Source organism: Streptomyces sp. NPDC030143 (genome assembly GCF_055573695.1).
Genome location: NZ_JBVIAY010000001.1, coordinates 629,212 through 651,188, shown reverse-complemented (window position 1 = coordinate 651,188; position 21,977 = coordinate 629,212). Strand labels below are relative to the sequence as shown.

The window sequence follows — 21,977 nt, the reverse complement described above, 5'->3', positions numbered from 1 at the left end:
CGTTGTTCGGAGCTCTCAGTGCCGGTTCACCCGGTTGGCGATGGCGTGACCCACGAACAGGTACACCACCGCGGCCAGGCCGTAGCCAGCCACCACCCTCGCCCAGGCCTCGTCGAAGGTGAACAGGTCGTGCGACCAGCCCGCCAGCCAGCGGGCCACGTCGTGCACGAACTGCACAAACTCGTTGCCCGGGTTGGCGCCCAGCAGGTACATGAGGATCCACAGGCCCAGGATGAGGGCCATGACGTCGGCGACGACGGCGATGACCGTGCCGGCCGAATGCGCACCGTTCCGATATCGAGGGGACATGAACCTCGGTTTGCCGTTCGCGTCCGGATGAAACCCGGCCGGTTCCCACCGAGGACCTTTTCCCCGCGTTGGTGTGGAGTTGGCCCTTCCGGGGGACGATGGTCGACGGGGTCATTGATGATCCTGCCCCCTTGAGTGGCAGGAGGGCCGTTGTCCGACGCCGGAAGACCCACGTTCCAGGAGCCGAGACTCACCACCCGTCAGGTCGGACGCCGCCGCGTCCCCCGGCACGTGCTCCTCGCGCTCCCGCTCGCCGTGGCCGGGCTGCTCTCCCTGCTCGTCTCGGGCAACACGCTCAGGCCCTTCGAGCGGATCACCACGCTGGAGGCGAAGATGGCCTCCAAGTCCGACTTCTTCAGGGACCCCGAGGTTCAGCGGCTGTTACTGCGGCACGGTATACGCGTCGACATCCACCGCCTCGGCTCCCGAGGCATCGCCACCCAGTCCCTGAAGGGCATGGACGTCGTCTTCCCCTCCGGCCAGCCCGCCGCGAAGCTCGTCCTCGAGCGGCAGCAGCGCTCCGTCCGCTCGGTCCGCCCCTTCGTCACCCCGCTGGTGCTCGGCACCTTCCGCGCCTACGCCGAGACGCTGGTCGAAGCCGGCGTCGCCACCCCGCAGCCCACCCCCGACGGCGGGCCCACCCTCTACTACGACCTCGACATGCGCACCTTCATGGGCCTGCTCGACGGCCGGGCCGGCACCGCCGACCAGGACGGCGACGGCAGGACCGAGGGCGCCGACACCTGGAACGGCATCGGCTACGACAACACCGGCGGCCACAGCAACAGCGGCCGCGTCCTGGTGCGCACCTCCAACGTCTGCGAGTCCAACGCCGCCGGCGCCTACCTGAGCCTCCTCGCCTTCGTCGCCAACCGGAACAGCACCCCGGGCACCCAGAACGTCGACGACCCCGAACTCGCCCGGGACACCGTCACCGACCTCGCCGCCCGGATCAAGCCCCTGATCAGCCTCCAGGGCATGTGGGCCGACGAACAGGCCGAGAGCTACTTCTCCGACCTCGGCGAGAGCATCGCCCCCCTCTCCCTCCTCTACGAGCACCAGTACCTGGCGCACCAGATCACCCACCACGGCAGGCACGGCGAGCAGGACACCGGCCGCGTGCTGCTGTACCCCACCCCCTACGCCCTCACCGAACCCCAGCTGATCTCCCTCACCGACGGAGGCGACCGTCTCGTCCGGCTGATCGAGCAGGACGAGGAGCTGCGCGACCGGGCGATCGAACTCGGGTTCCGGGTCCGCTTCTCCGGCGAGGACGGCACCAGCGAACGCCTCAACGACTACCTGCGCGCCCACGGCATCCAGGTCCCCGCCCCCAACCCCGACCAGACCAAGTCCTACGAACCCGACCTGGACGTCCTGGAGCGGATCATCTCCTCCGTCGGCTCCTGCCCGCCCCCCGTCCAGGACGCCTCGTGAGACGGCTCCGGCACCCCCTGGCGGCGGCCCTCGCGCTGGCCCTGCTCGCCCCCCTCACCTCCGCCTGCACCCGCGACGCCGACCACGTCACCCTCCGCGTCCTCGCCAGCCCCGAACTCGCCGACGTCCAGCCCCTGCTGGAGGAACTGGAGGAGGACACCGGCGTCGAGCTGAAGATCGAGTACACCGCGACCGCCGACCGGCCGCCCGTCGCCGGGACGTCCTCCTACGACCTGGCCTGGCTCGCCTCCGACCGCTCCTACCTGCTGCGCGTGCAGGACTCCGGCGGACGCCTCACCCGACCCGAGTCCACCGCGGTCATGCGCTCGCCCGTCGTCGTCGGACTCGCCCCCGACGCCGCCGCCGAGCTGCGCCGGCGCGCCCCCGGCGGCCGGATCTCCTGGGCCGATCTCGCCGACGCCGCCGCCGACGGCACCGTACGCTTCGGCATGGCCGACCCGCGGCGCAGCGACACCGGACGCGCCGCGCTCGTCGGCGTCGCCACCGCGGCCGCCGGCACCGGCAGCGCCCTGCGCGAGGAGGACGTCTCCTGCGACCGGCTGCGCGGCTTCCGCTCCGGGCAGACCCTCACCGGCGCCAGCTCCCGCGAACTCCTCGACGCCTACGTCGAGGACCAGGACGCCGCCGACGCGCTGATCGCCCACGAGTCCGAGCTGCTCTCCCTCAACACCGGCGGCAGGATCGGCCGCCCCCTGGAGATCGTCCACCCGGACGACGGCATGGTCCTCTCCGACTTCCCGCTGCTCCTCCTCGACCCGAGCCGGCGCACGGCGTACGGGAAGGTCGTCGACTGGCTGCTGAGCGCCGAGGTCCAGCGCGAGCTGATGCAGCGCACCTTCCGGCGGCCCGTGAACCAGGACGTCGAACCCTCCCCGCAGCTGAGGACACCGGTCGGCAACGCCCTGTCGTTCCCCGACCGGCTGTCCATCGTCGAGCGGCTCGTCGACGACTACGGCGACCCCGTGCACGCCACCGGCGACCAGGTGGTGTTCCTGCTGGACTTCTCCACCTCGATGCGCGGTGGGCGGATCGCCGAGCTGCGGAAGGCGTTCGCGGGACTCAGCGGCGCCGACCGGTCCGCGACGGGGAAGTTCGCCCGCTTCTACCGGGGAGAGCGCCTGACCGTCGTCCGCTTCGGCGGACGCGTCCTGCAGGAGCACACGGTGACCGTGCGCTCCGACGCCGATCTGGACACCCTCGCCCGGATCGTCGCCGACGGCGGCTTCGACGACGCCACCGCCGTCTGGTCGGCCCTCGACCGCGGCTACCGCATCGCGGCCGACGCGGTGCGCGCCGCGCCCGAACGGCCCGTCGCCATCGTGCTGATGACGGACGGCGAGAACAACGCCGGTCTGTCGTACGCGGAGTTCTTGCGCCGTCACGCCGCGCTCGGCAGCGCGGCGGGGACGGTGCCCACCTTCCCCGTCCAGATCGGAGAGGCCGACGCGGGCGCCCTGGAGACGGCCGCGGCCGCGACCGGCGGCCGTATGGTCGACGCCGGCCTCTCCTCGCTCTCCGAGGCGTTCAAGGAGATCCGTGGGTGTCATTGACAGTCAGTGGTGGAGCCTGTGGTGGCCGTGGCTGGCCGTCTGGGCGCTGACGGCGGCCTGCGTCGCCGTCCTGCTCCGGTACGCGCTGACACGGCCGGGCCGGCCGCGCCGCCGCCCGCGCGGCGGGCGAACCGTCCTCGGCATGTGCTTCTACCTGCACAAACAGCGGGTGATGGACATCTACGAGGCCGGCCGCTTCACCGAGTCCCTCGCCCAGGAGGTCGCCGACCGCATCAACGTCACCAGCAACTTCGGCGTGTGGGGCCGGCTGTTCTTCTGGCTGGGCCGCGCCGACCGGGGCGTCACCAAGGAACGCGTCACCACCTACCTGCGCGAGAGCACGCCGATGAACGTGATCGGCGTGCTCATGGACACCATGCGCCGGGAGGACGTCGTGGTGCACGCCGACCTCACCACCGGCCGCCTGGTCCTGAACCGCTCGCTCGCCGACGCCCTGCGCGACGGGCCGGACAGCGGCCACGTCCCGCTGAGCGCCGTCATGGCGGAGTGGGTGTCCGTCACCGGCCGGTTCACCGCCCGCCGCACGGACAACGGCGACGTCGAGCTGCGCGCCCGGTACGGCACCGGTGAACCGGCCGCCCATGTGAAGATCACCTGCGCCGAGGCCGAGGGCCGCGGCGAGTTCCGCGACGAGGCCTACTACACCGGCGAGTTCCAGGCCCGCTGTCTGGGCAAGGTCCGCACCTGGGACCGCCGCTCGGGCGAACTGACCCTCGACCCGATCGCCATCTTCCGCTGAGACGTCAGGAGTTCAGCTCGGCCAGCACCCGCAGGGTGTGCGGGTCGGGCGCGAGCGCCAGCAGGTCCGTCACCGGGCCCTTGCGCCAGGCGTCCAGGCGTTCGGCGATGCGTTCGCGCGGGCCGACCAGGGAGATCTCGTCGGCGAAGGCGTCGGGCACGGCGCGGACGGCCTCCTCGCGACGGCCGGACAGGAACAGCTCCTGGATGCGCCGTGCCTCCGCCTCGTAGCCCATGCGCGCCATCAGGTCGGCGTGGAAGTTGCGGCGGGCGTGGCCCATCCCGCCGATGTAGAAGCCGAGCATCGCCTTGACGGGCACCAGGCCCTCACCGACGTCGTCGCAGAGGCGCACCTGCGCCATGGGCGCGACCCGGAAGCCCTCCGGCAGGTCGGCCACCGCCGGCCCGTACGCGTCCGGCCGGCTGGGCGACCAGTACAGCGGAAGCCAGCCGTCGGCGATCCGGGCCGTCTGCGCCACGTTCCTCGGCCCCTCCGCGCCGAGCAGGACCGGCAGGTCGGCGCGCAGGGGGTGCGTGATCGGCTTCAGTGGTCTGCCGAGCCCGGTGCCGTCCGGACCCCGGTAGGGGTGGGCGTGGAACCGCCCGTCCAGCTCCACCGGCCCGGCCCTCCGCAGCACCTGCCGGACGACGTCCACGTACTCCCGGGTCGCGGTCAGCGGCGAGGCGGGGAACGGGCGCCCGTACCAGCCCTCGACGACCTGCGGCCCCGACAGGCCGAGCCCCAGCAGCATCCGCCCGCCGCTGAGGTGGTCCAGGGTCAGCGCGTGCATCGCGGTCGCGGTCGGCGACCGGGCCGCCATCTGGGCGACCGCCGTGCCCAGGGCGATCCTCGACGTGCGCGCCGCGATCCAGGTGAGCGGGGTGAAGGCGTCCGACCCCCACGACTCGGCCGTCCACACCGAGTCGTAGCCGAGCCGCTCCGCCTCCCGCGCCAGCTCCACCTGGCCGGGGGAGGGGCCGCGCCCCCAGTAGCCGAGCGCCAGTCCGAGCCGCATCACTGCCTCCTGACGACACGTCAGAAACCGGGAGGGCGACTGTACGGCAACGGCCCCCCGCCCGGAAGGGCGAGGGGCCGTGAGCCTGTGGCGGGGGAGTGACTCAGCCGCGCTGGATCCCGGAGGTGTCCCGCAGCACGCCGCGACGGCCGTCCTGGGTCTGCGCGACCAGGCCCTGGGCGCCCTGCTCGACGGCCAGGTACCAGGTGCCCGGCGCCAGTTCGGCGATCTGCATCGGTCCGCCGTCCTCCGCGAACAGCGGACGCGGCACCGGAACGGCGAACCAGAACGGCGAGAAGTCCGCGGCCGGCGGCTGCTGCGCCGGAGCCGGCTGACCGCCGCCGAACGGCTGCGCACCCGGCTGCCCCGGCTGTCCCGGCTGCGGCTGACCGCCGAACGGCGGCTGCTGCGCGCCCGGGTAGCCGTAGCCACCGGGCGGCTGGGCGCCGTACGGCTGGGGCGTCGGCGGCTTGGGAGCGGGGACCAGACCACCCTGGAGGGCCGGCACCAGCGGGGTGGCCACCGCGCCGGCGGCCAGCAACAGGGTCGCGATCAGACCGAGGATGAGACCCGCGCCCGTGTCCACACCCGAGCTGCCGAGGGTGTCGCTGAACGCGCCCAGCGGGTCGATGATCGTCCAGAACGCCGTCCACGCCGCGAAGACCGACAGCGCCACGCCGAACTGCCCGAGGTCGATGCCGGCGATCTTGCGCTGCTGCGGGAGTGCGCGGCCGATGACGATCAACACCGCCCCGATGATCCCGCCGATGTACATGCTCATCACCAGGCCGAGGTTGTCCCATGCGTTGGGGACGTCGTCGCCGGAGCCGTCGAACGTGTCCAGGAACGACGCGATGAACAGCAATACCGCTGCTCCGATCACCACGCCGTCGCCTCGAGTGAGGGAGCGGATATTCACTTCAGGTCCTTCGTCAGTCGTCTCGTCATCGGTACACGCATCGGTAGAGGCGTCGCTGACACCATGTCGCCGTCAGGCCCGGGTGTGAAGCGCGGGGGTGGCCCCTCATCGTAGGGATGACACTATCGTCCGTACGATCAGGCTGTCCGCCGGGATGAGCCCGCTGATCACGACCCGCGCAGGAAACTCACGATTCCCTCAGAGATCCCTTGCGCCGCCTTCTGCCGCCAGGCGCCACTGGTCAGCAGCGCCGCGTCCTTGGTATCGCGCATGTTGCCGCACTCGATGAACACTTTGGGAACCGTTGACAGATTGAGACCGCCCAGGTCCTCACGCGTGACGAGACCGGTGCCGTCGCCCACGTAGTCGGAGGGCGCGCTGCCCGTGACGCGCGCGAAGTCCGTCGCGATGCGCTGCCCGAGATCCCGTGAAGGGGCCACGATGGCACCGGTGTCGGCGTCGCCCGCGCGCACCGCGCCGGGCAGGATCACGTGGAAGCCGCGCTGTCCGGACCCGGCGCCGTCGGCGTGGACGGAGACGACCGCGTCGGCGTGCGCGGCGTTGCCGATCCGGGCGCGCTCGTCGACGCACGGCCCGAAGGGACGGTCCGCGTCCTGCGTCAGCTTCACCGTGGCGCCCTGCTGTTGCAGCAGCGCGCGCAGCCGGTGGGCGACGTCCAGGGTGAACGCCGCCTCGCTGTAACCGTCGTTGGTGGAGGTCCCCGTGGTGTCGCACTCCTTGGAGTGGGTGCCGATGTCGACCTTGCGGTTGATCTCGGCGGTGTGCAGGTGGTTGGCGGGGTTGTGCCCCGGGTCGATGACGACGACCTTGCCGCGCAGGGTGCCGGCGCCGGCACCGGTGGAGGCCGACGGGGACCCGGAGGGGGCCTTCTGGTCCTTGCCGGGGCCGGCCGACCGGGACGCCGGACCGCTCGACGCGGCACCGGTCGTCCGCTCGGGCCCGCCGTCCCCCGACCCGCCCAGCGCCTCGTAGGCCAGCCAGCCGAGCAGCGCACCGGGTACGAGCGCGGCGAGCGCCACCGCCAGCGGGCGGCGCAGCCGGGAGCGACGGGGAGTGGAGGGATCGATTTCCGGGCCTGAGTACGACACGCCAGCCACCCTATGGGGTGTTTTTCGAAAGTCCCGCACAGCACCCACGGCGCCGGGCACGCCCGCTCGCCGCACCGGCCGAAAGCCCCCGGCGCCGGCCGGGTGGGTCAGTTCGGGGGTGCCTCGGCCGGTCGGGCCGGGGCCGGGGTCGGGTGGGCCGGTTCGCGGGGGAGCCAGGTCAGCATCAGTGCCGCTCCGGCCAGCAGCACCCCCGCGCCCGTGCGGAAGACCAGCGCGTAGCCGTCCGTCAGGGCCTCGGGGGTGGTGCGCCCGCTCGTGCGGGTCGCCGCGAGGGTGGACAGCGCGGCCAGACCCAGTGACCCGCCCATCGTGCGGGAGGTGTTGACCAGGCCGGAGACCAGGCCGGCCTCGCCCGGGCCGGCCCCCGACGTGGCCAGCGCGGCCAGCGGTGTCGCCGTCAGGCCCGCGCCGAGCATCATCAGCACGCCCGGCACCATGATCGCCGTGACGTAGGCGCCGTCCGCGCTCATCGTGGACTGCCAGCCGAAGCCGGCCGCCGCCACCAGCGTGCCCACCGTCGCCACGGTGCGGGCCCCGGCCGCCCGCATGCAGCGCGGTGCGAGCTTCGAGCCGAGGACCACGGCCAGCGAACTCGGCACCAGCGCCAGACCGGCCTCCAGCGGGCTGTAGCCGAGCACGTTCTGCGCGTACAGCGTCATGAAGAACCACATGGAGAACATCGACGAGCCGGTCAGGAACATCGCCGCGTTCGCCGAGGACACCGACCGCAGCCGCAGCAGTCCGAGCGGCATCAGCGGGGCCGCCGTCCGCGCCTCGACGGCGAGGAACAGCCCGACGAGGGCGAGACCGGACGCCAGCGGCACCAGCGCCGCCGACGCGGTCCACCCCTCGGCCTCCGTCCGCGAGATGCCGTACGCCAGAGTGGCCAGCCCCGCCGTCACCAGCAGGGCGCCCGGCAGGTCGAGGCGGGGGCGGTTCCCGGCGCGGCTCTCGCCGAGGCGGAGGAGCGCGCCGACGAGGACCACCGCGCCGACCGGCACGTTGATCAGCAGCACCCAGCGCCAGGACAGCAGGTCGACCAGGACCCCGCCCACCAGCCCGCCCGCCGCCCCGCCACCCGCGCCGACCGCCGTCCACGTCGCGATCGCCCGGGCGCGCGCGGCGCCCTGCGGGACGGCGTCGGTGACGATCGTCAGCGTCGAGGGCGCCAGCACCGCGGCGCCCAGGCCCTGTACCGCCCGCGCGAGCAGCAGTTGCCAGTCGTCCCGCGCGAGGCCGCCGGCGAGCGAGGCCAGCGTGAACAGGGCCAGCCCGACGAGGAACATCCGCTTGCGCCCGTACAGGTCACCGGCGCGCCCGCCGAGCAGCATGAATCCGGCGAAGGCGATGGCGTACGCGTTCACCACCCACTGGAGCCCGGCCGCGCCCATCCCCAGGTCCGCCCGCATCGACGGCAGCGCCACGTTGACGACCGACACGTCGAGGACGACGAGGAACTGCCCGGCGCACGCCAGCGCCACGACGAGCCAGGCGCGGGACGACGACGAGGACCCGGAGGGAGACGGGGACGGGGTGCGGCTGCTGGACGTGCGGGCGGCTTCGGGCATGGGGGCCATCTTCCCCAACCGGGCCGCGCCCGTGCATCGGGACAGAGACGTAGGGCTTCCGCCGTACCCGGGACGCCGGGACGCCGGGACGGCAACCCCCGAACCGGCACCCCCGACCGTTTCCCAAGAGGGGGTCAAGAATTCGTTAGTGAGGCGAAGCACAGGAATAGTTGCCCACGCATACATAGTTCAGTCTGCACGTATCTCCGTCCGTCACCCCAAGGCCTGGAGGCCCCGCTCCATGACGCACACGCCGACCGACCCGCCCGGACGCAGCGCGAGCGGTGCCGTGGTACCCGTGCTCGCCTTCGCGGGGATCGTGGTCGCGGTGATGCAGACCCTGCTCGTCCCGGTCATCAAGGACCTGCCGCAGCTCCTGGGCAGCGCCCCCGGCGACGCCACCTGGGTGCTGACCTCGACGCTCCTGTCGGGGGCCGTCGCCACGCCGATCATGGGCCGCCTCGGCGACCTCTGCGGCAAGCGGCGCATGCTGATCACCAGCCTCGCCGTGATGGTCGTCGGCGCCCTGGTCAGCGCGGTCACCAGCGACCTGCTCACGATGATCGCCGGACGCGCCCTCCAGGGCTTCGCGATGGGCGCGATCCCCCTCGGCATCGGCCTGATGCGGGACATGCTGCCGCGCGAGCGGCTCGGCTCGGCGATGGCGCTGATGAGCTCCTCGATCGGTGTCGGCGGCGGCCTCGCCCTGCCCGCCGCGGCCCTCGTCGCCCAGCACGCCGACTGGCACGCCCTCTTCTACGGCGCGGCCGGCCTCGGCGTCCTCGCCATCGGCCTCACCCTGCTCGTAGTCCCCGAGTCCCCGATGCGGGCCGAGGGGTCCTTCGACCTGCCGGGCGCGCTCGGACTGTCCGCCGGTCTCGTGCTCTTCCTGCTGCCCATCACCAAGGGCAGCGACTGGGGCTGGACCTCGGGCACCACGCTCGGCCTGTTCGCCGCCTCCGCCCTCGTCCTCCTCCTGTGGGGCGTGATGGAACTGCGGGTCGCGGCCCCGCTCGTCGACCTGCGCACCACCGCCCGCCGCGAGGTCCTGCTCACCAACCTCGCCTCGATCATGGTCGGCGTCAGCTTCTACGTCGTCTCGCTCGTCCTGCCCCAGCTCCTCCAGCTGCCCACCGCCACCGGCTACGGCCTCGGCCAGTCGATGGTCGTCGCGGGTCTGCTCGTCGCGCCGCTCGGCCTGACGATGATGTTCACCGCCCCCGTCTACGCCCGCCTCTCCGCGAGGTACGGCCCCAAGGTCACCCTCATCCTCGGCATGCTGATCATCGCGATCGGCTACGGCGCCGGCCTCGGCCTGATGAGCGCTGCCTGGCAGAGCCTCGTCATCGCGGTCGTCCTCGGCGCGGGCATCGGCCTCGCCTACTCCTCCCTGCCCGCGCTGATCGTCGGCGCGGTCCCGGCCTCGGAGACGGGTGCGGCCAACGGCCTGAACACGCTGATGCGCTCCATCGGCACGTCGGTCTCCAGCGCCGTCATCGGCATGGTGCTGGCCGACACGGCGAACACGGTGGGCGGCGTCGACATCCCCACCATGCACGGCTTCCGTATCTCCTTCCTCATCGCCACGGGTGCCGTCGCCGCAGGCCTGCTCCTCGCCCTGTTCCTGCCCGGCCGCACCCCGGCGGCCACGCCGCAGCCGCGCGCCGGCAGCGAGGAGGACGCCCACCCGGAGCGCGTCGAGGAGGCGCTGCGCGGCTTCCGCGGCCGGGTCCTGGACGCCGGCGGCGCCCCGGTCGCCCGCGCCACGGTCACCCTCATCGACCGCCGGGGCCGTCAGGCCGGCGCGACGCTGTCGTCGCAGGACGGCACCTACATCCTGGCCGTTCCCGCCGAGGGCGCCTACGTCCTGGCCGCGAAGGCCGCCGGCCACGCCCCGCTCGCCTCCTCGGCGACCCATGCGGGGGACGCGCGGGCGGTCGACCTGGACCTGTCGCTGCCGGGGGGGACGGTGACGGCGTAGCGAGCCGGCTCCGCCGCACCCCCCGTCATCCGGCCGACGGGGGGTGCGACAGCATGGGGCGCTGCACGCCCGCACGAACCGAGAGGGACCCCATGACCGCGGCACCCGAGCCCCAGCCCGACATCCTCGCCGCGTTCGAGGCGGCGAAGGGGTTCATGCCCGCCGACGAGGGGCTGGCCCTGTACGCGGCGGCCGCCGCGGCGGGACGCCTCGGGCTGCCGCTGCTGGAGGTCGGCACCTACTGCGGGCGGTCCACGCTCCTGCTCGCCGACGCGGCCCGCCGGGCCGGGGTCACCGCCCTGACCGTCGACCACCACCGCGGCAGCGAGGAGCAGCAGCCGGGCTGGGACTACCACGACCCGGAGACCGTCGACCCCGAGATCGGCCTGATGGACACGCTGCCCGCCTTCCGCCGCACCCTGCACCGGGCGGGCCTGGAGGAGCACGTCGTCGCGCTCGTCGGCCGCTCCCCGCAGATCGCCGGAATCTGGGGCACCCCCCTCGGTCTCGTCTTCGTCGACGGCGGCCACACCGACGAGCACGCGAACGCCGACTACGAGGGCTGGGCCCCGCACCTCGCCGAGGGCGGCCTCCTCGTCATCCACGACGTCTTCCCGCACCCGGCCGACGAGTTCACCGGCCAGGCGCCCTACCGCGTCTACCTGCGCGCCCTGGCCTCCGGCGCCTTCGAGGAGGTCTCCGACACCGGCTCCCTGCGGGTGCTGCGGCGCACGGGCCCCGGCACCTAGGCCCCCGTGCGCCCGGCGACGGTACCGGTACCGGTACCGTCGCCGGTTGCGGTTGCGGTTGCGGTTGCGGTTGCGGTTGCGGTCTGGTCCCGGCCCCGGTCCCGGTCCCGGTCCCGGTCCCGGTCCCGGTCCCGGTCCCGGTCCCGGTCCCGGGACATGAGGCCGCCCTCCGGCAAAGGATGCGGGGCCACCCTCCGGCGCGGGCGCGCGGGCGCGCGGGCGCGCCGGGACGCCGGGGAGCGGGGGCCGGTCCGGGCGGGGGGAACGCCTGGGCGGGCCGGGCGGCACCCCGTGTCTGACATACCGTCAGGAGCCTTCACAACTGTCGGGGGCTCGGCTATACAGAGGGTCGCCGCACTGGAACGCGTTCTACCCCGGGCGGGTTCCGCGGCCCCGTGACGACCTCGGTGCGGCCGACGGTGCGGACGGCCGTGCCGAGGTCTCGGCACGCCGCCCCGAACGCACCCGTCCCGTTTGGAGCCCCATGCCCATCGACGCAGCCAAGGCGCTCGCCGCCGAGCCCCGGACCGGCGAGATCTCCTGGGACCGCAAGGACGTCCTGCTCTACCACCTCGGCATCGGCGCGGGCGTCCCCGCCACCGACCCCGACGAACTGCGCTACACCCTGGAGACCCGGCTGCACGTCCTGCCGAGCTTCGCCACCGTCGCCGGCGCCGGCTCGCCCGGGGTGATCAGCGGACTGTCCATGCCCGGCGTCGACGTCGACCTCGCCCGCGTCCTGCACGGCGGCCAGTCCCTGGCCCTCCACCGGCCCCTGCCCGCCGAGGGCACCGCGACCGCCACCGGCCGCATCGCCGCGGTGTACGACAAGGGCAAGGCCGCCGTCCTCGTCATGCGCACCGAGGTCGCCGACGCCGACGGCCCGCTGTGGACGAACGACGCCCAGATCTTCGTCCGCGGAGAGGGCGGCTGGGGAGGCGACCGGGGCCCCTCCACGAGCCTCCCCCCGCCCGCGGGCGCCCCCGACCGGACCGTGGAGCGCCCCGTCCGCGAGGACCAGGCGCTGCTCTACCGTCTCTCCGGCGACCGGAACCCGCTGCACGCCGACCCCGACTTCGCCAAGCGCGCCGGTTTCGAGCGGCCCGTCCTGCACGGCCTGTGCACCTACGGCATGACGCTGAAGGCGGTCGTCGACACGCTGCTCGACGGGGACGTGAGCCGGGTCCGCGCCTACGCCACCCGCTTCGCCGGCGTCGTGTACCCCGGCGAGACCCTGCGGATCCGCATGTGGCGGGGGAACGCCGCCGTGCGGGTGGCCGTGAGCGCCGTCGAGCGGGACGACGCGCCCGTCCTCACCGACACGATCGTCGAACATCTCTGAACCGCCACGACCGTCGAACACCTCTGAACCGCCACGATCGTCGAACAGTCCTGAACCACCCGTCACCCGAGGGGATTTGAGGGGAGCCGCACCATGCGCGCAGCCGTACTGCACGAGATCGGCCAGGACAAGCTGGAGGTCCTCGACGACGTCGAGGCGGTGGGCTTCGGCCCGGGCAGGGTCAGGATCCGCATCCGCGCAACGGGGCTGTGCCACTCGGACCTGTCCGCGATGGGCGGCGTGCTGCCGCAGCCGGCGCCGTTCGTACCGGGCCACGAGGGCGCGGGCGAAATCCTGGAGGTGGGCGAGGGCGTCACCCGGGTCAAGCCCGGCGACCGCGTGGTGGTGTGCTGGCTGCCGGCCTGCGGCACCTGCCCCGCCTGCCGGCGAGGACAGACCCAGCTGTGCCTGGCCGGGTTCATGAACGCGGGCACCCCCAACTTCCGCCGCCCCGGGGGCGACGTGTTCGGCTTCGCCGGCACCGGCACCTTCGCCGAGGAGGTCGTGGTCGACGCGGGCTGCGCGGTCCCCGTCCCGGACGACGTGCCCTTCGACATCGCCGCCCTCATCGGGTGCGGGGTGACGACCGGCCTGGGCGCCGCCCTCAACACCGCGCGGATCGAGGCCGGTTCGTCCGTCGCCGTCATCGGCTGCGGGGGAGTGGGAGTGTCGGCGATCCAGGGGGCCCGGCTCCAGGGAGCCGCCGAGATCGTCGCCGTCGACCCGGTCGCCTCCCGCCGCGACGCCGCGCTGCGCTTCGGCGCCACCGAGGCGGTCGCGCCGGACGAACTGGCCGACGCCAAACAGCGGATCACCGGCGGCGAGGGCTTCGACTACGTCTTCGAGGTCGTCGGCCGCTCCGCCACCGCCCGCACCGCCTACGACACCACCCGGCGCGGCGGCACCCTCGTCGTCGTCGGCGCGGGCGCCATGGACGACTTCCTCCAGCTCACCATGTTCGAGCTGTTCTTCGACGAGAAGCGCATCCTGCCGTCGATGTACGGCGGCGGCGACGTCCTGCGTTCCTACGAACGGACCATCGCCCTGTGGCGGGCCGGCCGGATCGACCTGGCGGGCCTGATCACCCACCGCGTGCCGCTCGCCGAGATCAACGAGGCCCTCGACGGGATGCGCACCGGGTCCGCCCTGCGCACCTGCGTGGAGATGTGAGGGGGAGCGCCATGACGCTGCCGCTCGAGGGGCTGTCCGCGATCGTCACCGGTGCCGGACGCGGCCTCGGCCGCGCCGAGGCGCTGGAACTGGCCCGGCTGGGCGCGGCCGTCGTCGTCAACGACTACGGACAGCCCGGCCGCGACGGTTCGGGCGCCGCCTCGGCCGGCCCCGCCGAGGAGGTCGCGCGGGAGATCCGGTCGGCCGGGGGCCGCGCCCTCGCCCATACCGGGGACGTCTCCGACTTCGCGCAGGCCCGCGCCCTCGTCGCCTTCGCGATCGACGCGTTCGGCAGGCTGGACGTCCTGGTCAACAACGCGGGCATCCTGCGCGACCGCATGGTCTTCTCCATGACCGAGGACGAGTGGGACGCGGTCATCCGGGTCCACCTCAAGGGCCACTTCAACACCACCCGCTTCGCCGCCGCCCACTGGCGCGAGCGGTCCAAGGCGGCGGGAGGTCCGGTGTACGGGCGGATCGTGAACACCTCGTCGGAGGCGTTCCTGGCGGGCTCGGCCGGACAGCCCAACTACGCGGCGGCCAAGGGCGGCATCGTCGGCCTGACGACGTCCACGGCCCTCGCGCTCGCCCGGTACGGCGTCACCGCCAACGTCATCTGCCCGCGCGCCCGCACCCGGATGACCGAGGACGTCTTCGCCGGCCTCGGACGGCCCGAGGAGGGCCTCGACCCGCTCGCCCCCGAGCACGTCGCCCCGCTCGTCGGCTATCTGGCCTCCCCGGCCGCCGCCCGGGTCAACGGCCAGTTGCTCGTCGTCCACGGCGGCATGGTCGCCGTCGTCGAACGGCCCCGCGTGCAGGCGAAGTTCGACAGCAAGGAGGACTCCTTCAGCTACGAGGAGCTGGACGCGGTCCTCACACCGCACTACGCGGCGCGCCCGGAGCGGGAGACGTTCGCGGCGGCGGAGGTACTGACCCTGCGCAGGGGGCGACCGGACGAGTGACCCGGACGGACGCTCCGGACGCAGACCCCGGAGGCAGGCCTTCTGAGGAAGACCCTCGGAGGAAGACCTCCGGGCGAAGCCCCGGACGGACGGTCCGGCGGAAACTCCCGACAGGAAGAAGGGCCCCGTCCGCCGGTCCGGCGGACGGGGCCCTGTCGTCTGCTGCCGTCAGACGGCAACCCCGGCCTTCTCCTCGGCCGGCTTGCGGTGCCGGCCGCGAGGAGCGGACTCGCCGTCGTGGGACGAGACCGGGCCCCGGTGACGGCCGTGTCCGGCGGCCTCCTGGGCGTCGGCGTTCAGCGGCTGCGCGGTGCTTGCGTCGCTCATCGGATGTGTTCACCCCGTCAACATGATCTTTTACAGCCGGGCGAGTGTACCGGGCACACCGCGGGGCGGATCCAGGCGGCCACGCCAACCGCTGCTACTTCGTTACAAGGCGATCCAGGGGTGCGTGTCGGAGGGGGACCGGACGGGAGACGAGGGGCCGCGGCTCAGGACGCGGGGTGCGCTCCGAGGGCGCGGCGGGCTCGTCGTGTTCCGCGTCGGCCGACGGTTCGGGGGAGTCCGGGGGGCCCGGGGCGCGGGCGGCGGTGGCCGGTGCCTCCGCGGCCGGCGGCGAGGCCGGTACGGCCATCCGCGCCACCCCGCACGGCTCCGCCTCCGTCGCGTACGGCAGCCGCAGTTCACCGTCCCGCGTCCACCACCCCGCCCCCGCCAGCCACCCCTCGGGCGCGGCGAGGTGGTGCAGCCGGCGTTCCGCGGGACGCCACACGCCCACCCAGCTGCCGAACGGCCCGTTGACGCGCAACGCCACCGCGCAGCTCTCCGGCAGCAGCACCTGCCCGGGCTGGACCGCGAACGGCGTCAGCGTGCAGTCCGGCAGCCGCAGCGACTGCGGAAACCGCACCGGGAACGTGCTGCCCAGCACCCCCCAGCCCAGCCGTGCCGCACCGGGGGAGGGCGCGTCCGAGCGGATGACCAGCAGACCGCTGTCGGGGGCGGCGAGCAGCAGACGGTCGTCGCTGTCGTCGGCGATCTGGAGCAGCGGCGACACCTCGCCACCGCGTTCCAGGTCCACCACGACCGCCTTGGTGCGGCCGCCCGCCTCCCGGTCCAGCGCCAGCATGCGTCCCGTCCGGTCCAGCCAGACCCCGCCCGAGCAGCGGCCGGGGATCTCGGCCACGTGCTCGGGGCCGAAGGCGCCGCCCGCCACCCGCCACAGCGCCGTCGAACGCCGGCCCACGGCGAGGGCGTACACCCGCTCACCGCACGGCGCCGGCGGCAGCAGACGCAGCCGGGTGTCCTCGTCCGGGCACTCGACGGCGCCCAGGGGCAGTTCTCCCGTGCCGGGTCCGGTCGGGTAGAGGAGCGAGAAGGCGTGCCGCCCCTGGACCGCACGCCGGATGAGCACGCGTCCGTCGGACAGCGGCTGCACCTCCGTGCCGGGCTCCTCCGGCTGGTGCGAGGGCAGCGGCACGGCGTACGGCTCGGGGCCGTCCAGCGTCCAGCGCTCCGGGAACCAGGACTCGCCGGCGCGGGCGAGGCGTGCGGCGTAGGCGCCGTCCGCCGTGATCACGCAGTCCGCGCTCGGCGTCCGGTCCCCGTTCCCGTCGCCGTCCGCAGCGGTGGTTTCGATGGCACAGGCGGTCATCGTTCGGTCACCTCCGGCGACGAAGCTAGTTTTCGTACGCACGGGCGGGGGGCCGACGAGCAGGGGCTTCCCCCTTACGAGTGGTGCAGAAGCGATTCGTCTGAGGGGGGTGCCGGGGGTGTGCTGTGCGCATCCGCGCCGCCGCCCCGGCAGGCCGCGGCCGTACCGCCCGCCGGGGGGCGGCAACGGTACACCCCCCGGAAACGGCCAGGTAGCCTTGCCCCGTGCCCCGTCTGTCTGAAGTCATCACCGCGCTGGAGAACCTGTGGCCCGCCGAACGGGCCGAGTCCTGGGACGCGGTCGGTACCGTCGTGGGCGACCCCGGCCAGGACGTCGTGCGCGTCCTCTTCGCCGTCGACCCCGTCCAGGAGATCGTCGACGAGGCCGTGAAGCTGAACGCCGACCTGCTGGTCACCCACCACCCGCTCTACCTGCGCGGGACGACGACCGTCGCGGCCTCCACCTTCAAGGGCCGGGTCGTGCACAGCCTCATCAAGAACGACATCGCCCTGCACGTCGCCCACACCAACGCCGACACCGCCGACCCGGGCGTCAGCGACGCGCTCGCCGGAGCCCTGGACCTGCGGGTCGTCGGGCCCCTCGTGCCCGACCCCACCGACCCCTCCGGCCGGCGCGGCCTCGGGCGGATCTGCGAGCTCGACCATCCGCTCACCGTCCGTGAACTCGCCGCCCGCGCCGCCGAGCGGCTGCCCGCCACCGCGCAGGGCATCCGCGTGGCCGGCGACCCGCAGGCCACCGTCCGCACGGTCGCCGTCAGCGGCGGCTCCGGCGACAGCCTCTTCGACCACGTCCGCGCCGCCGGCGTCGACGCCTTCCTCACCGCGGACCTGCGCCACCACCCGGCGTCGGAGGCCCGCGCCCACAGTCCTCTCGCGCTGCTCGACGCGGCGCACTGGGCCACCGAATGGCCCTGGTGCGAGCTGGCCGCCGCCCAGCTCGACGAGATTTCCGACCGGAACGGATGGGGCCTGAGGGTCCACGTCTCGAAGACGGTCACCGACCCCTGGACCAGCCACTCCCCGTCACTTGGAGCCCCCAACTGAACGCCGCGCCCGCCGACCAGATCCGCCTCCTCGACGTCCAGGCCCTCGACGTCCGCCTCCAGCAGCTCGCCCACCGGCGCAGGTCGCTGTCCGAGCACGCCGAGATCGAATCGCTGACCAAGGACCTCACGCAACTGCGCGACCTGCTCGTGGCCGCGCAGACCGAGGAGAGCGACTGCGCCCGCGAGCAGACCAAGGCCGAGCAGGACGTCGACCAGGTGCGTCAGCGCGCCGCCCGCGACCAGCAGCGGCTCGACTCCGGCGCGGTCACCTCCCCCAAGGACCTGGAGAACCTCCAGAAGGAGATCGTCTCCCTCGCCAAGCGGCAGGGTGACCTGGAGGACGTCGTCCTGGAGGTCATGGAGCGCCGCGAGGGCGCCCAGGAGCGGGTCGCCGAGCTGACCGAGCGGGTCGGCGCCGTCCAGGGGAAGATCGACGACGCGACCGCGCGCCGCGACGCGGCCGTCGAGGAGATCGACGGCGAGGCGGCGTCGGCGACCAAGGAGCGCGAGGTCATCGCCGCCTCCGTCCCGGCCGACCTGCTGAAGCTCTACGAAAAGCTCCGCGAGCAGCAGGGCGGCATCGGCGCGGCCAAGCTCTACCAGCGCACCTGCCAGGGCTGCCGCCAGGAGCTCGCCATCACCGAGCTCAGCGACATCCGTTCCGCCGCGCCCGACACGGTCGTGCGGTGCGAGAACTGCCGCCGCATCCTGGTGCGGACCTCCGAGTCCGGCCTGTAAAGGGGTCTGCGGCGTGCGGGAGTTCATCGTGGAGGCCGACGGCGGTTCCCGGGGCAACCCGGGGCCCGCCGGCTACGGCAGCGTGGTGATCGACGCGGCGACGGGGGAGACCCTCGTCGAGCGGGCCGAGTACATCGGCGTCGCCACGAACAACGTGGCCGAGTACCGGGGACTGCTGGCCGGCCTGCGCGCCGCGCGCGAGCTGGACCCGTCCGCCGCGGTGCGCGTCCGCATGGACTCCAAGCTCGTCGTCGAGCAGATGACCGGCCGCTGGAAGATCAAGCACCCCGCAATGAAGCCGCTGGCGGCGGAGGCGGCCGGCGTCTTCCCGCCCGGACAGGTCGCCTACGAGTGGATCCCGCGCGAGCAGAACAAACACGCCGACCGGCTGGCGAACGAGGCGATGGACGCCGGCAAGCGGGGCGAGCAGTGGGACGCCGGAGCGTCCGGGGCGGCGCCGGGAATGCCGTCGCCCGCGGGCGCGGCATCGGCGGCCCGAAGGCCCACGGGCGGCCCGACGACCCCGGCCCCGGAGCCGTCGGGCCCGCCCGGTGACGCCGCCGCCGGTGCGGCCAGGGCCCGGGAGGCGCTGGCCCAGAGCCGTCCCCCGGCCGCCCCCGCCGGTGCGGGGGCCGAGGCTGGTGCGGGGGGTGTCCCTGCCGGGTCCCTCGGTGCCGGGGCCGATGCCGGTCCGGGTGTGCCTGCCGGGTCTGTCGGTGCGGGGGCCGAGGCTGGTTCGGGGGGTGTCCCTGCCGGGTCCGTCGGTGTGAGGGCCGATGCCGGACCGGGGCGTGTGCCTGCCGGGTCTGTCGGTGCGGGGGCCGAGGCTGGTTCGGGGGGTGCGCCCGCCGGGTCGGCCGGTGCGAAGGCCGACGCCGATCTGCGGGCCGCCCGTACGGTGGCCGGCCCGTCGTCCACCGCGAAGCCGTCCGTCGGCTGGGGCTCGGCCCCCGATCTGGGCGCGCCCGCCACCTTCGTGCTGCTCCGCCACGGTGAGACGCCCCTCACCCCCGAGAAGCGCTTCTCCGGCAGCGGGGGCACCGACCCGGCGCTCTCCGCCGTCGGCCGCGAGCAGGCCGAGCGGGTGGCCGCCGCGCTCGCCCGGCGCGGCACGATCCAGCACATCGTCGCCTCCCCGCTCACCCGCACCCGTGAGACCGCCGGCGCGGTCGCGGCCCGCCTGGGGCTGGAGGTCACCGTCGACGACGGGCTGCGCGAGACGGACTTCGGTGCCTGGGAGGGGCTGACCTTCGGCGAGGTCCGTGAGCGCCACCCCGACGACCTGAACCGCTGGCTGTCCGACCCGGAGGCCGAACCGACCGGCGGCGGCGAGAGTTTCGCGGCGACCGCCACCCGGATCGCCGCCACCCGCGACAAGCTGGTCGCCGCGTACGCCGGCCGCACCGTCCTGCTGGTCACCCACGTCACCCCGATCAAGACCCTGGTACGGCTCGCCCTGGGCGCCCCGCCCGAGTCGCTGTTCCGCATGGAGCTGTCGGCGGCCTCGCTGTCGGTGGTGGCGTACTACGCCGACGGCAACGCCAGCGTCCGCCTCCTCAACGACACGTCCCACCTGCGCGGGTGAGCCCGCCGGCGCGGACGCCGCAGCGGGTGGAGGCGCCGGCGCGGGCCGCCGCCGGGCACGTCGGGCGCGAGGTCCGGGACGGAGACATGCGAAGGGGAGGACGGAGACAGCCCAAGGGAAGGACGGAGACAGCCCAACGGGAGGGACGGGGCGCGCCACGGCCACATCGTGACCCCCCGATGCACCCGCGCAAAGGACGGGGCCGGCACTCGCGCGGAGCGCCGGAGCTCGCACAGAGCGCGAACGGCAGGTCCGTCGCTCGCTCGGTGTCAGTGGATCTCCTCCACCAGCACGTCCAGGGACCAGGCCGTCCCCGCCCGAGCCGGAGCCTGCGCCTCCACGACGTGTCCCAGGTCCCGCAGCGCCTCCACCAGCTCCGCCGGACCCTGGGGCGCGATCCCCGCCGCCAGCAGGCCCCGCACGATCCGCCCCTTCGTCGCCTTGTTGAAGTGGCTGACCACCTTCCGCGTCGGCGCGTGCAGCACCCGCACGCTCGCCGTCCGCCCGGCGACCTCACCCTTCGGCTTCCACGCCGTCGCGTACGCCGCCGACCGCAGGTCCAGCACCAGCCCGTCCCCGGCCACCTCGGGCAGCACCTGCGCCATCGGGGCCCGCCAGTGCGCCCCCAGCGCCCCGAGCCCCGGCAGCTTCACCCCCATCGAGCAGCGGTACGACGGGATGCGGTCCGTCACCCGGACGGCACCCCACAGCCCCGAGAAGACCAGCAACGACCGCGCCGCACGCTTCTTCGCCGCAGCGTCCAGCGACGCCAGGTCCAGGGCGTCGTACAGGACGCCGGTGTAGATCTCCCCGGCCGGCCGGGCACCCGCCGTACGCAGCTCCGCGTTCTTCGCGACCTCCCCGCGCAGCCCCTCGCTCAGCCCGAGCACCTCACGCGCCTTCTCCTCGTCGCTCGCGCACAGCTCCACCAGTTCGGCGAGGACGGCCTCGCGGGCGGTGGCGAGCCCCGGCAGCGACAGCGACTCCGGCTTCAGCGGGGCGCCACGACCGGAGGCGGCCTTTCCTTCGGACGGCGGCAGCAGGACGAGCACGAGCGTTTCTCCTTCGGTGGACTCGGGGCGGCCCCGTGGCGGGCTGCCGGGGGTGGGGTCCCGCGGCGGGGCGCCTGGGGCGGGGTCCCGTGCGGGCCCCGGGGGTGGGTCCCCGCGGTGGACCCGGGGTCCGGTCCTGGACCGGGGTCCACCGCGGACCGTCCGGCGGTCGGACCGTCCCGCGGTGGGACCGTCCGGCAGTGGAGGCCCCGCGCCAGATTACGGGGTGGGATGGACCCGCCCGTCCATGCCCTACGCCCGCCGGGAGGCTGCCCTCGTCGACACCGCGGTGCGCGCCCGCCTGACGGCCCGGACGAGGTCCCGCGCCTCGTCGGCGTGCAGACGCACCACGCCGACCTCCCGCCGGCGCCCCAGGAACGTGACCTGGACGACTGGCCCGTGACTGGACGACCGGCCCGGTCAGCTCCAGCGACCGTCGATTCCTCCGATCCGCTTGGCACCAGGGGAGGCGTTGACCCGGCGGCAGGGTCGAGCGACGTCTCGCGCCGCCGGCGCCCCGGCCGGCGGACCGAGGCGAGGCCTGCGCCCGGTACCATGGTCGAACGGCAGACGAGCCGGGCGGACGGCCGCGTGGAGCCCCCCAGGGGGCTTCCCGAGGAACGTCCGGGCTCCACAGGGCAGGGTGATGGCTAACGGCCACCCGGGGTGACCCGCGGGACAGTGCCACAGAAAACAGACCGCCGGGGACCTCGGTCCTCGGTAAGGGTGAAACGGTGGTGTAAGAGACCACCAGTGCCCAGGGTGACCTGGGCAGCTAGGTAAACCCCACCCGGAGCAAGGTCAAAAGGAAACACCCCGGTGTTTCTGCGCGGACGTTCGAGGGCTGCCCGCCCGAGTCCGTGGGTAGACCGCACGAGGCCGGCGGCAACGCCGGCCCTAGATGGATGGCCGTCACCGGAGGGTTCGCGAGAACCCCCGGAACAGAACCCGGCGTACAGCCCGACTCGTCTG

At 73.9% G+C, this 21,977-nt stretch carries 19 protein-coding genes and 1 other RNA gene; 12 read left to right on the top strand and 8 right to left on the bottom strand.

Translation table 11 applies throughout. The features are described from left to right. Positions 1-15: 15 nt before the first annotated feature. Positions 16-309, bottom strand: coding sequence for a hypothetical protein (locus ACZ4YY_RS02875; protein WP_468283017.1), 294 nt, complete (start codon positions 307-309; stop codon positions 16-18). Between the two features lie 150 nt (positions 310-459). On the opposite strand from ACZ4YY_RS02875, the gene ACZ4YY_RS02870 reads away from it, so the two are divergent. From ACZ4YY_RS02870 to ACZ4YY_RS02860, 3 genes are read left to right on the top strand one after another with little or no spacing between them, the layout of a single operon-like run. Further along, positions 460-1,746, top strand: coding sequence for a hypothetical protein (locus ACZ4YY_RS02870; protein WP_468283015.1), 1,287 nt, complete (start codon positions 460-462; stop codon positions 1,744-1,746). Continuing rightward, a complete protein-coding gene (locus tag ACZ4YY_RS02865) occupies positions 1,743-3,317 on the top strand; it encodes a substrate-binding domain-containing protein (RefSeq protein ID WP_468283012.1) in 1,575 nt (524 codons plus the stop codon). The genes ACZ4YY_RS02870 and ACZ4YY_RS02865 overlap by 4 nt, the downstream gene beginning before the upstream one ends. Next, positions 3,304-4,077 (top strand): hypothetical protein, encoded by a 774-nt coding sequence (locus ACZ4YY_RS02860; protein WP_468283009.1) that lies wholly within the window; start codon positions 3,304-3,306, stop codon positions 4,075-4,077. The genes ACZ4YY_RS02865 and ACZ4YY_RS02860 overlap by 14 nt, the downstream gene beginning before the upstream one ends. 4 nt (positions 4,078-4,081) lie before the next feature. On the opposite strand, the gene ACZ4YY_RS02855 is transcribed toward ACZ4YY_RS02860, so the two are convergent. The 4 genes from ACZ4YY_RS02855 to ACZ4YY_RS02840 all read right to left on the bottom strand — a co-directional run bounded on the left by ACZ4YY_RS02855 (position 4,082) and on the right by ACZ4YY_RS02840 (position 8,718). Next, a complete protein-coding gene (locus tag ACZ4YY_RS02855) occupies positions 4,082-5,092 on the bottom strand; it encodes an LLM class F420-dependent oxidoreductase (protein ID WP_468283006.1) in 1,011 nt (336 codons plus the stop codon). A 103-nt stretch (positions 5,093-5,195) separates the two neighbouring features. Then, a complete protein-coding gene (locus ACZ4YY_RS02850; protein WP_468283003.1) occupies positions 5,196-6,011 on the bottom strand; it encodes a DUF5336 domain-containing protein in 816 nt (271 codons plus the stop codon). Between the two features lie 167 nt (positions 6,012-6,178). Beyond that, positions 6,179-7,120: an N-acetylmuramoyl-L-alanine amidase gene (locus ACZ4YY_RS02845; RefSeq protein ID WP_468283000.1), complete on the bottom strand. Its 942-nt coding sequence runs from the start codon at positions 7,118-7,120 to the stop codon at positions 6,179-6,181. A 107-nt stretch (positions 7,121-7,227) separates the two neighbouring features. Beyond that, positions 7,228-8,718 carry a DHA2 family efflux MFS transporter permease subunit gene (locus ACZ4YY_RS02840; RefSeq protein ID WP_468282997.1) on the bottom strand — a complete coding sequence of 497 codons (1,491 nt, stop codon included), beginning with the start codon at positions 8,716-8,718 and terminating at the stop codon, positions 7,228-7,230. Positions 8,719-8,950: 232 nt separating this feature from the next. On the opposite strand from ACZ4YY_RS02840, the gene ACZ4YY_RS02835 reads away from it, so the two are divergent. The 5 genes from ACZ4YY_RS02835 (at position 8,951) to ACZ4YY_RS02815 (ending at position 14,913) form a co-directional block, all read left to right on the top strand. Beyond that, complete coding sequence (locus ACZ4YY_RS02835; protein WP_468282994.1) at positions 8,951-10,690, top strand: MFS transporter; 1,740 nt, start codon at positions 8,951-8,953, stop codon at positions 10,688-10,690. A 92-nt stretch (positions 10,691-10,782) separates the two neighbouring features. Further along, the gene (locus ACZ4YY_RS02830) at positions 10,783-11,439 is read left to right on the top strand and encodes a class I SAM-dependent methyltransferase (protein ID WP_468282991.1); all 657 of its coding nucleotides are present in this window, start codon (positions 10,783-10,785) and stop codon (positions 11,437-11,439) included. Between the two features lie 484 nt (positions 11,440-11,923). Beyond that, positions 11,924-12,781, top strand: a complete 858-nt coding sequence (locus ACZ4YY_RS02825; protein ID WP_468282988.1) for a MaoC/PaaZ C-terminal domain-containing protein — start codon at positions 11,924-11,926, stop codon at positions 12,779-12,781. A gap of 93 nt (positions 12,782-12,874) precedes the next feature. Beyond that, positions 12,875-13,951, top strand: a complete 1,077-nt coding sequence (locus ACZ4YY_RS02820) for a Zn-dependent alcohol dehydrogenase (RefSeq protein ID WP_468282985.1) — start codon at positions 12,875-12,877, stop codon at positions 13,949-13,951. Positions 13,952-13,962: 11 nt separating this feature from the next. Further along, a complete protein-coding gene (locus tag ACZ4YY_RS02815) occupies positions 13,963-14,913 on the top strand; it encodes a 3-oxoacyl-ACP reductase (RefSeq protein WP_468282982.1) in 951 nt (316 codons plus the stop codon). 168 nt (positions 14,914-15,081) lie between these two features. Here the strand turns inward: ACZ4YY_RS02815 and ACZ4YY_RS02810 are convergent, their stop codons facing one another. Both ACZ4YY_RS02810 and ACZ4YY_RS02805 read right to left on the bottom strand, forming a co-directional pair. Beyond that, entirely contained in the window at positions 15,082-15,240 is a 159-nt protein-coding gene (locus ACZ4YY_RS02810) for a hypothetical protein (protein ID WP_468282979.1), read from the bottom strand. Positions 15,241-15,334: 94 nt separating this feature from the next. Beyond that, entirely contained in the window at positions 15,335-16,564 is a 1,230-nt protein-coding gene (locus tag ACZ4YY_RS02805; RefSeq protein WP_468282976.1) for a hypothetical protein, read from the bottom strand. A gap of 224 nt (positions 16,565-16,788) precedes the next feature. On the opposite strand from ACZ4YY_RS02805, the gene ACZ4YY_RS02800 reads away from it, so the two are divergent. Genes ACZ4YY_RS02800 through ACZ4YY_RS02790 form a run of 3 tightly spaced genes read left to right on the top strand, consistent with a single transcriptional unit; the run spans position 16,789 to position 19,953 of the window. Next, complete coding sequence (locus ACZ4YY_RS02800) at positions 16,789-17,628, top strand: Nif3-like dinuclear metal center hexameric protein (RefSeq protein ID WP_468282973.1); 840 nt, start codon at positions 16,789-16,791, stop codon at positions 17,626-17,628. Then, complete coding sequence (locus ACZ4YY_RS02795) at positions 17,625-18,368, top strand: zinc ribbon domain-containing protein (protein WP_468283235.1); 744 nt, start codon at positions 17,625-17,627, stop codon at positions 18,366-18,368. Before ACZ4YY_RS02800 ends, ACZ4YY_RS02795 begins: the two co-directional genes overlap by 4 nt. 13 nt (positions 18,369-18,381) lie before the next feature. Continuing rightward, positions 18,382-19,953, top strand: a complete 1,572-nt coding sequence (locus ACZ4YY_RS02790; protein WP_468282970.1) for a bifunctional RNase H/acid phosphatase — start codon at positions 18,382-18,384, stop codon at positions 19,951-19,953. 269 nt (positions 19,954-20,222) lie between these two features. Here ACZ4YY_RS02790 and yaaA read toward each other — a convergent pair whose 3' ends face one another. Continuing rightward, positions 20,223-21,005: a peroxide stress protein YaaA gene (gene yaaA / locus ACZ4YY_RS02785; RefSeq protein WP_468282967.1), complete on the bottom strand. Its 783-nt coding sequence runs from the start codon at positions 21,003-21,005 to the stop codon at positions 20,223-20,225. Positions 21,006-21,576: 571 nt separating this feature from the next. Here yaaA and rnpB point away from each other — a divergent pair. Beyond that, an RNA gene (gene rnpB / locus ACZ4YY_RS02780) (RNase P RNA component class A) lies at positions 21,577-21,977 on the top strand.

Excerpts from the sequence above, each read along its gene's own strand:
- ACZ4YY_RS02875 (WP_468283017.1), bottom strand. The coding sequence starts at position 309 with ATGTCCCCTCGATATCGGAACGGTGCGCATTCGGCCGGCACGGTCATC.
- ACZ4YY_RS02855 (WP_468283006.1), bottom strand. The coding sequence starts at position 5,092 with ATGCGGCTCGGACTGGCGCTCGGCTACTGGGGGCGCGGCCCCTCCCCC.
- ACZ4YY_RS02840 (WP_468282997.1), bottom strand. The coding sequence starts at position 8,718 with ATGGCCCCCATGCCCGAAGCCGCCCGCACGTCCAGCAGCCGCACCCCG.
- ACZ4YY_RS02835 (WP_468282994.1), top strand. The coding sequence starts at position 8,951 with ATGACGCACACGCCGACCGACCCGCCCGGACGCAGCGCGAGCGGTGCC.
- ACZ4YY_RS02830 (WP_468282991.1), top strand. The coding sequence starts at position 10,783 with ATGACCGCGGCACCCGAGCCCCAGCCCGACATCCTCGCCGCGTTCGAG.
- ACZ4YY_RS02825 (WP_468282988.1), top strand. The coding sequence starts at position 11,924 with ATGCCCATCGACGCAGCCAAGGCGCTCGCCGCCGAGCCCCGGACCGGC.
- ACZ4YY_RS02820 (WP_468282985.1), top strand. The coding sequence starts at position 12,875 with ATGCGCGCAGCCGTACTGCACGAGATCGGCCAGGACAAGCTGGAGGTC.
- ACZ4YY_RS02815 (WP_468282982.1), top strand. The coding sequence starts at position 13,963 with ATGACGCTGCCGCTCGAGGGGCTGTCCGCGATCGTCACCGGTGCCGGA.
- ACZ4YY_RS02810 (WP_468282979.1), bottom strand. The coding sequence starts at position 15,240 with ATGAGCGACGCAAGCACCGCGCAGCCGCTGAACGCCGACGCCCAGGAG.
- ACZ4YY_RS02805 (WP_468282976.1), bottom strand. The coding sequence starts at position 16,564 with ATGACCGCCTGTGCCATCGAAACCACCGCTGCGGACGGCGACGGGAAC.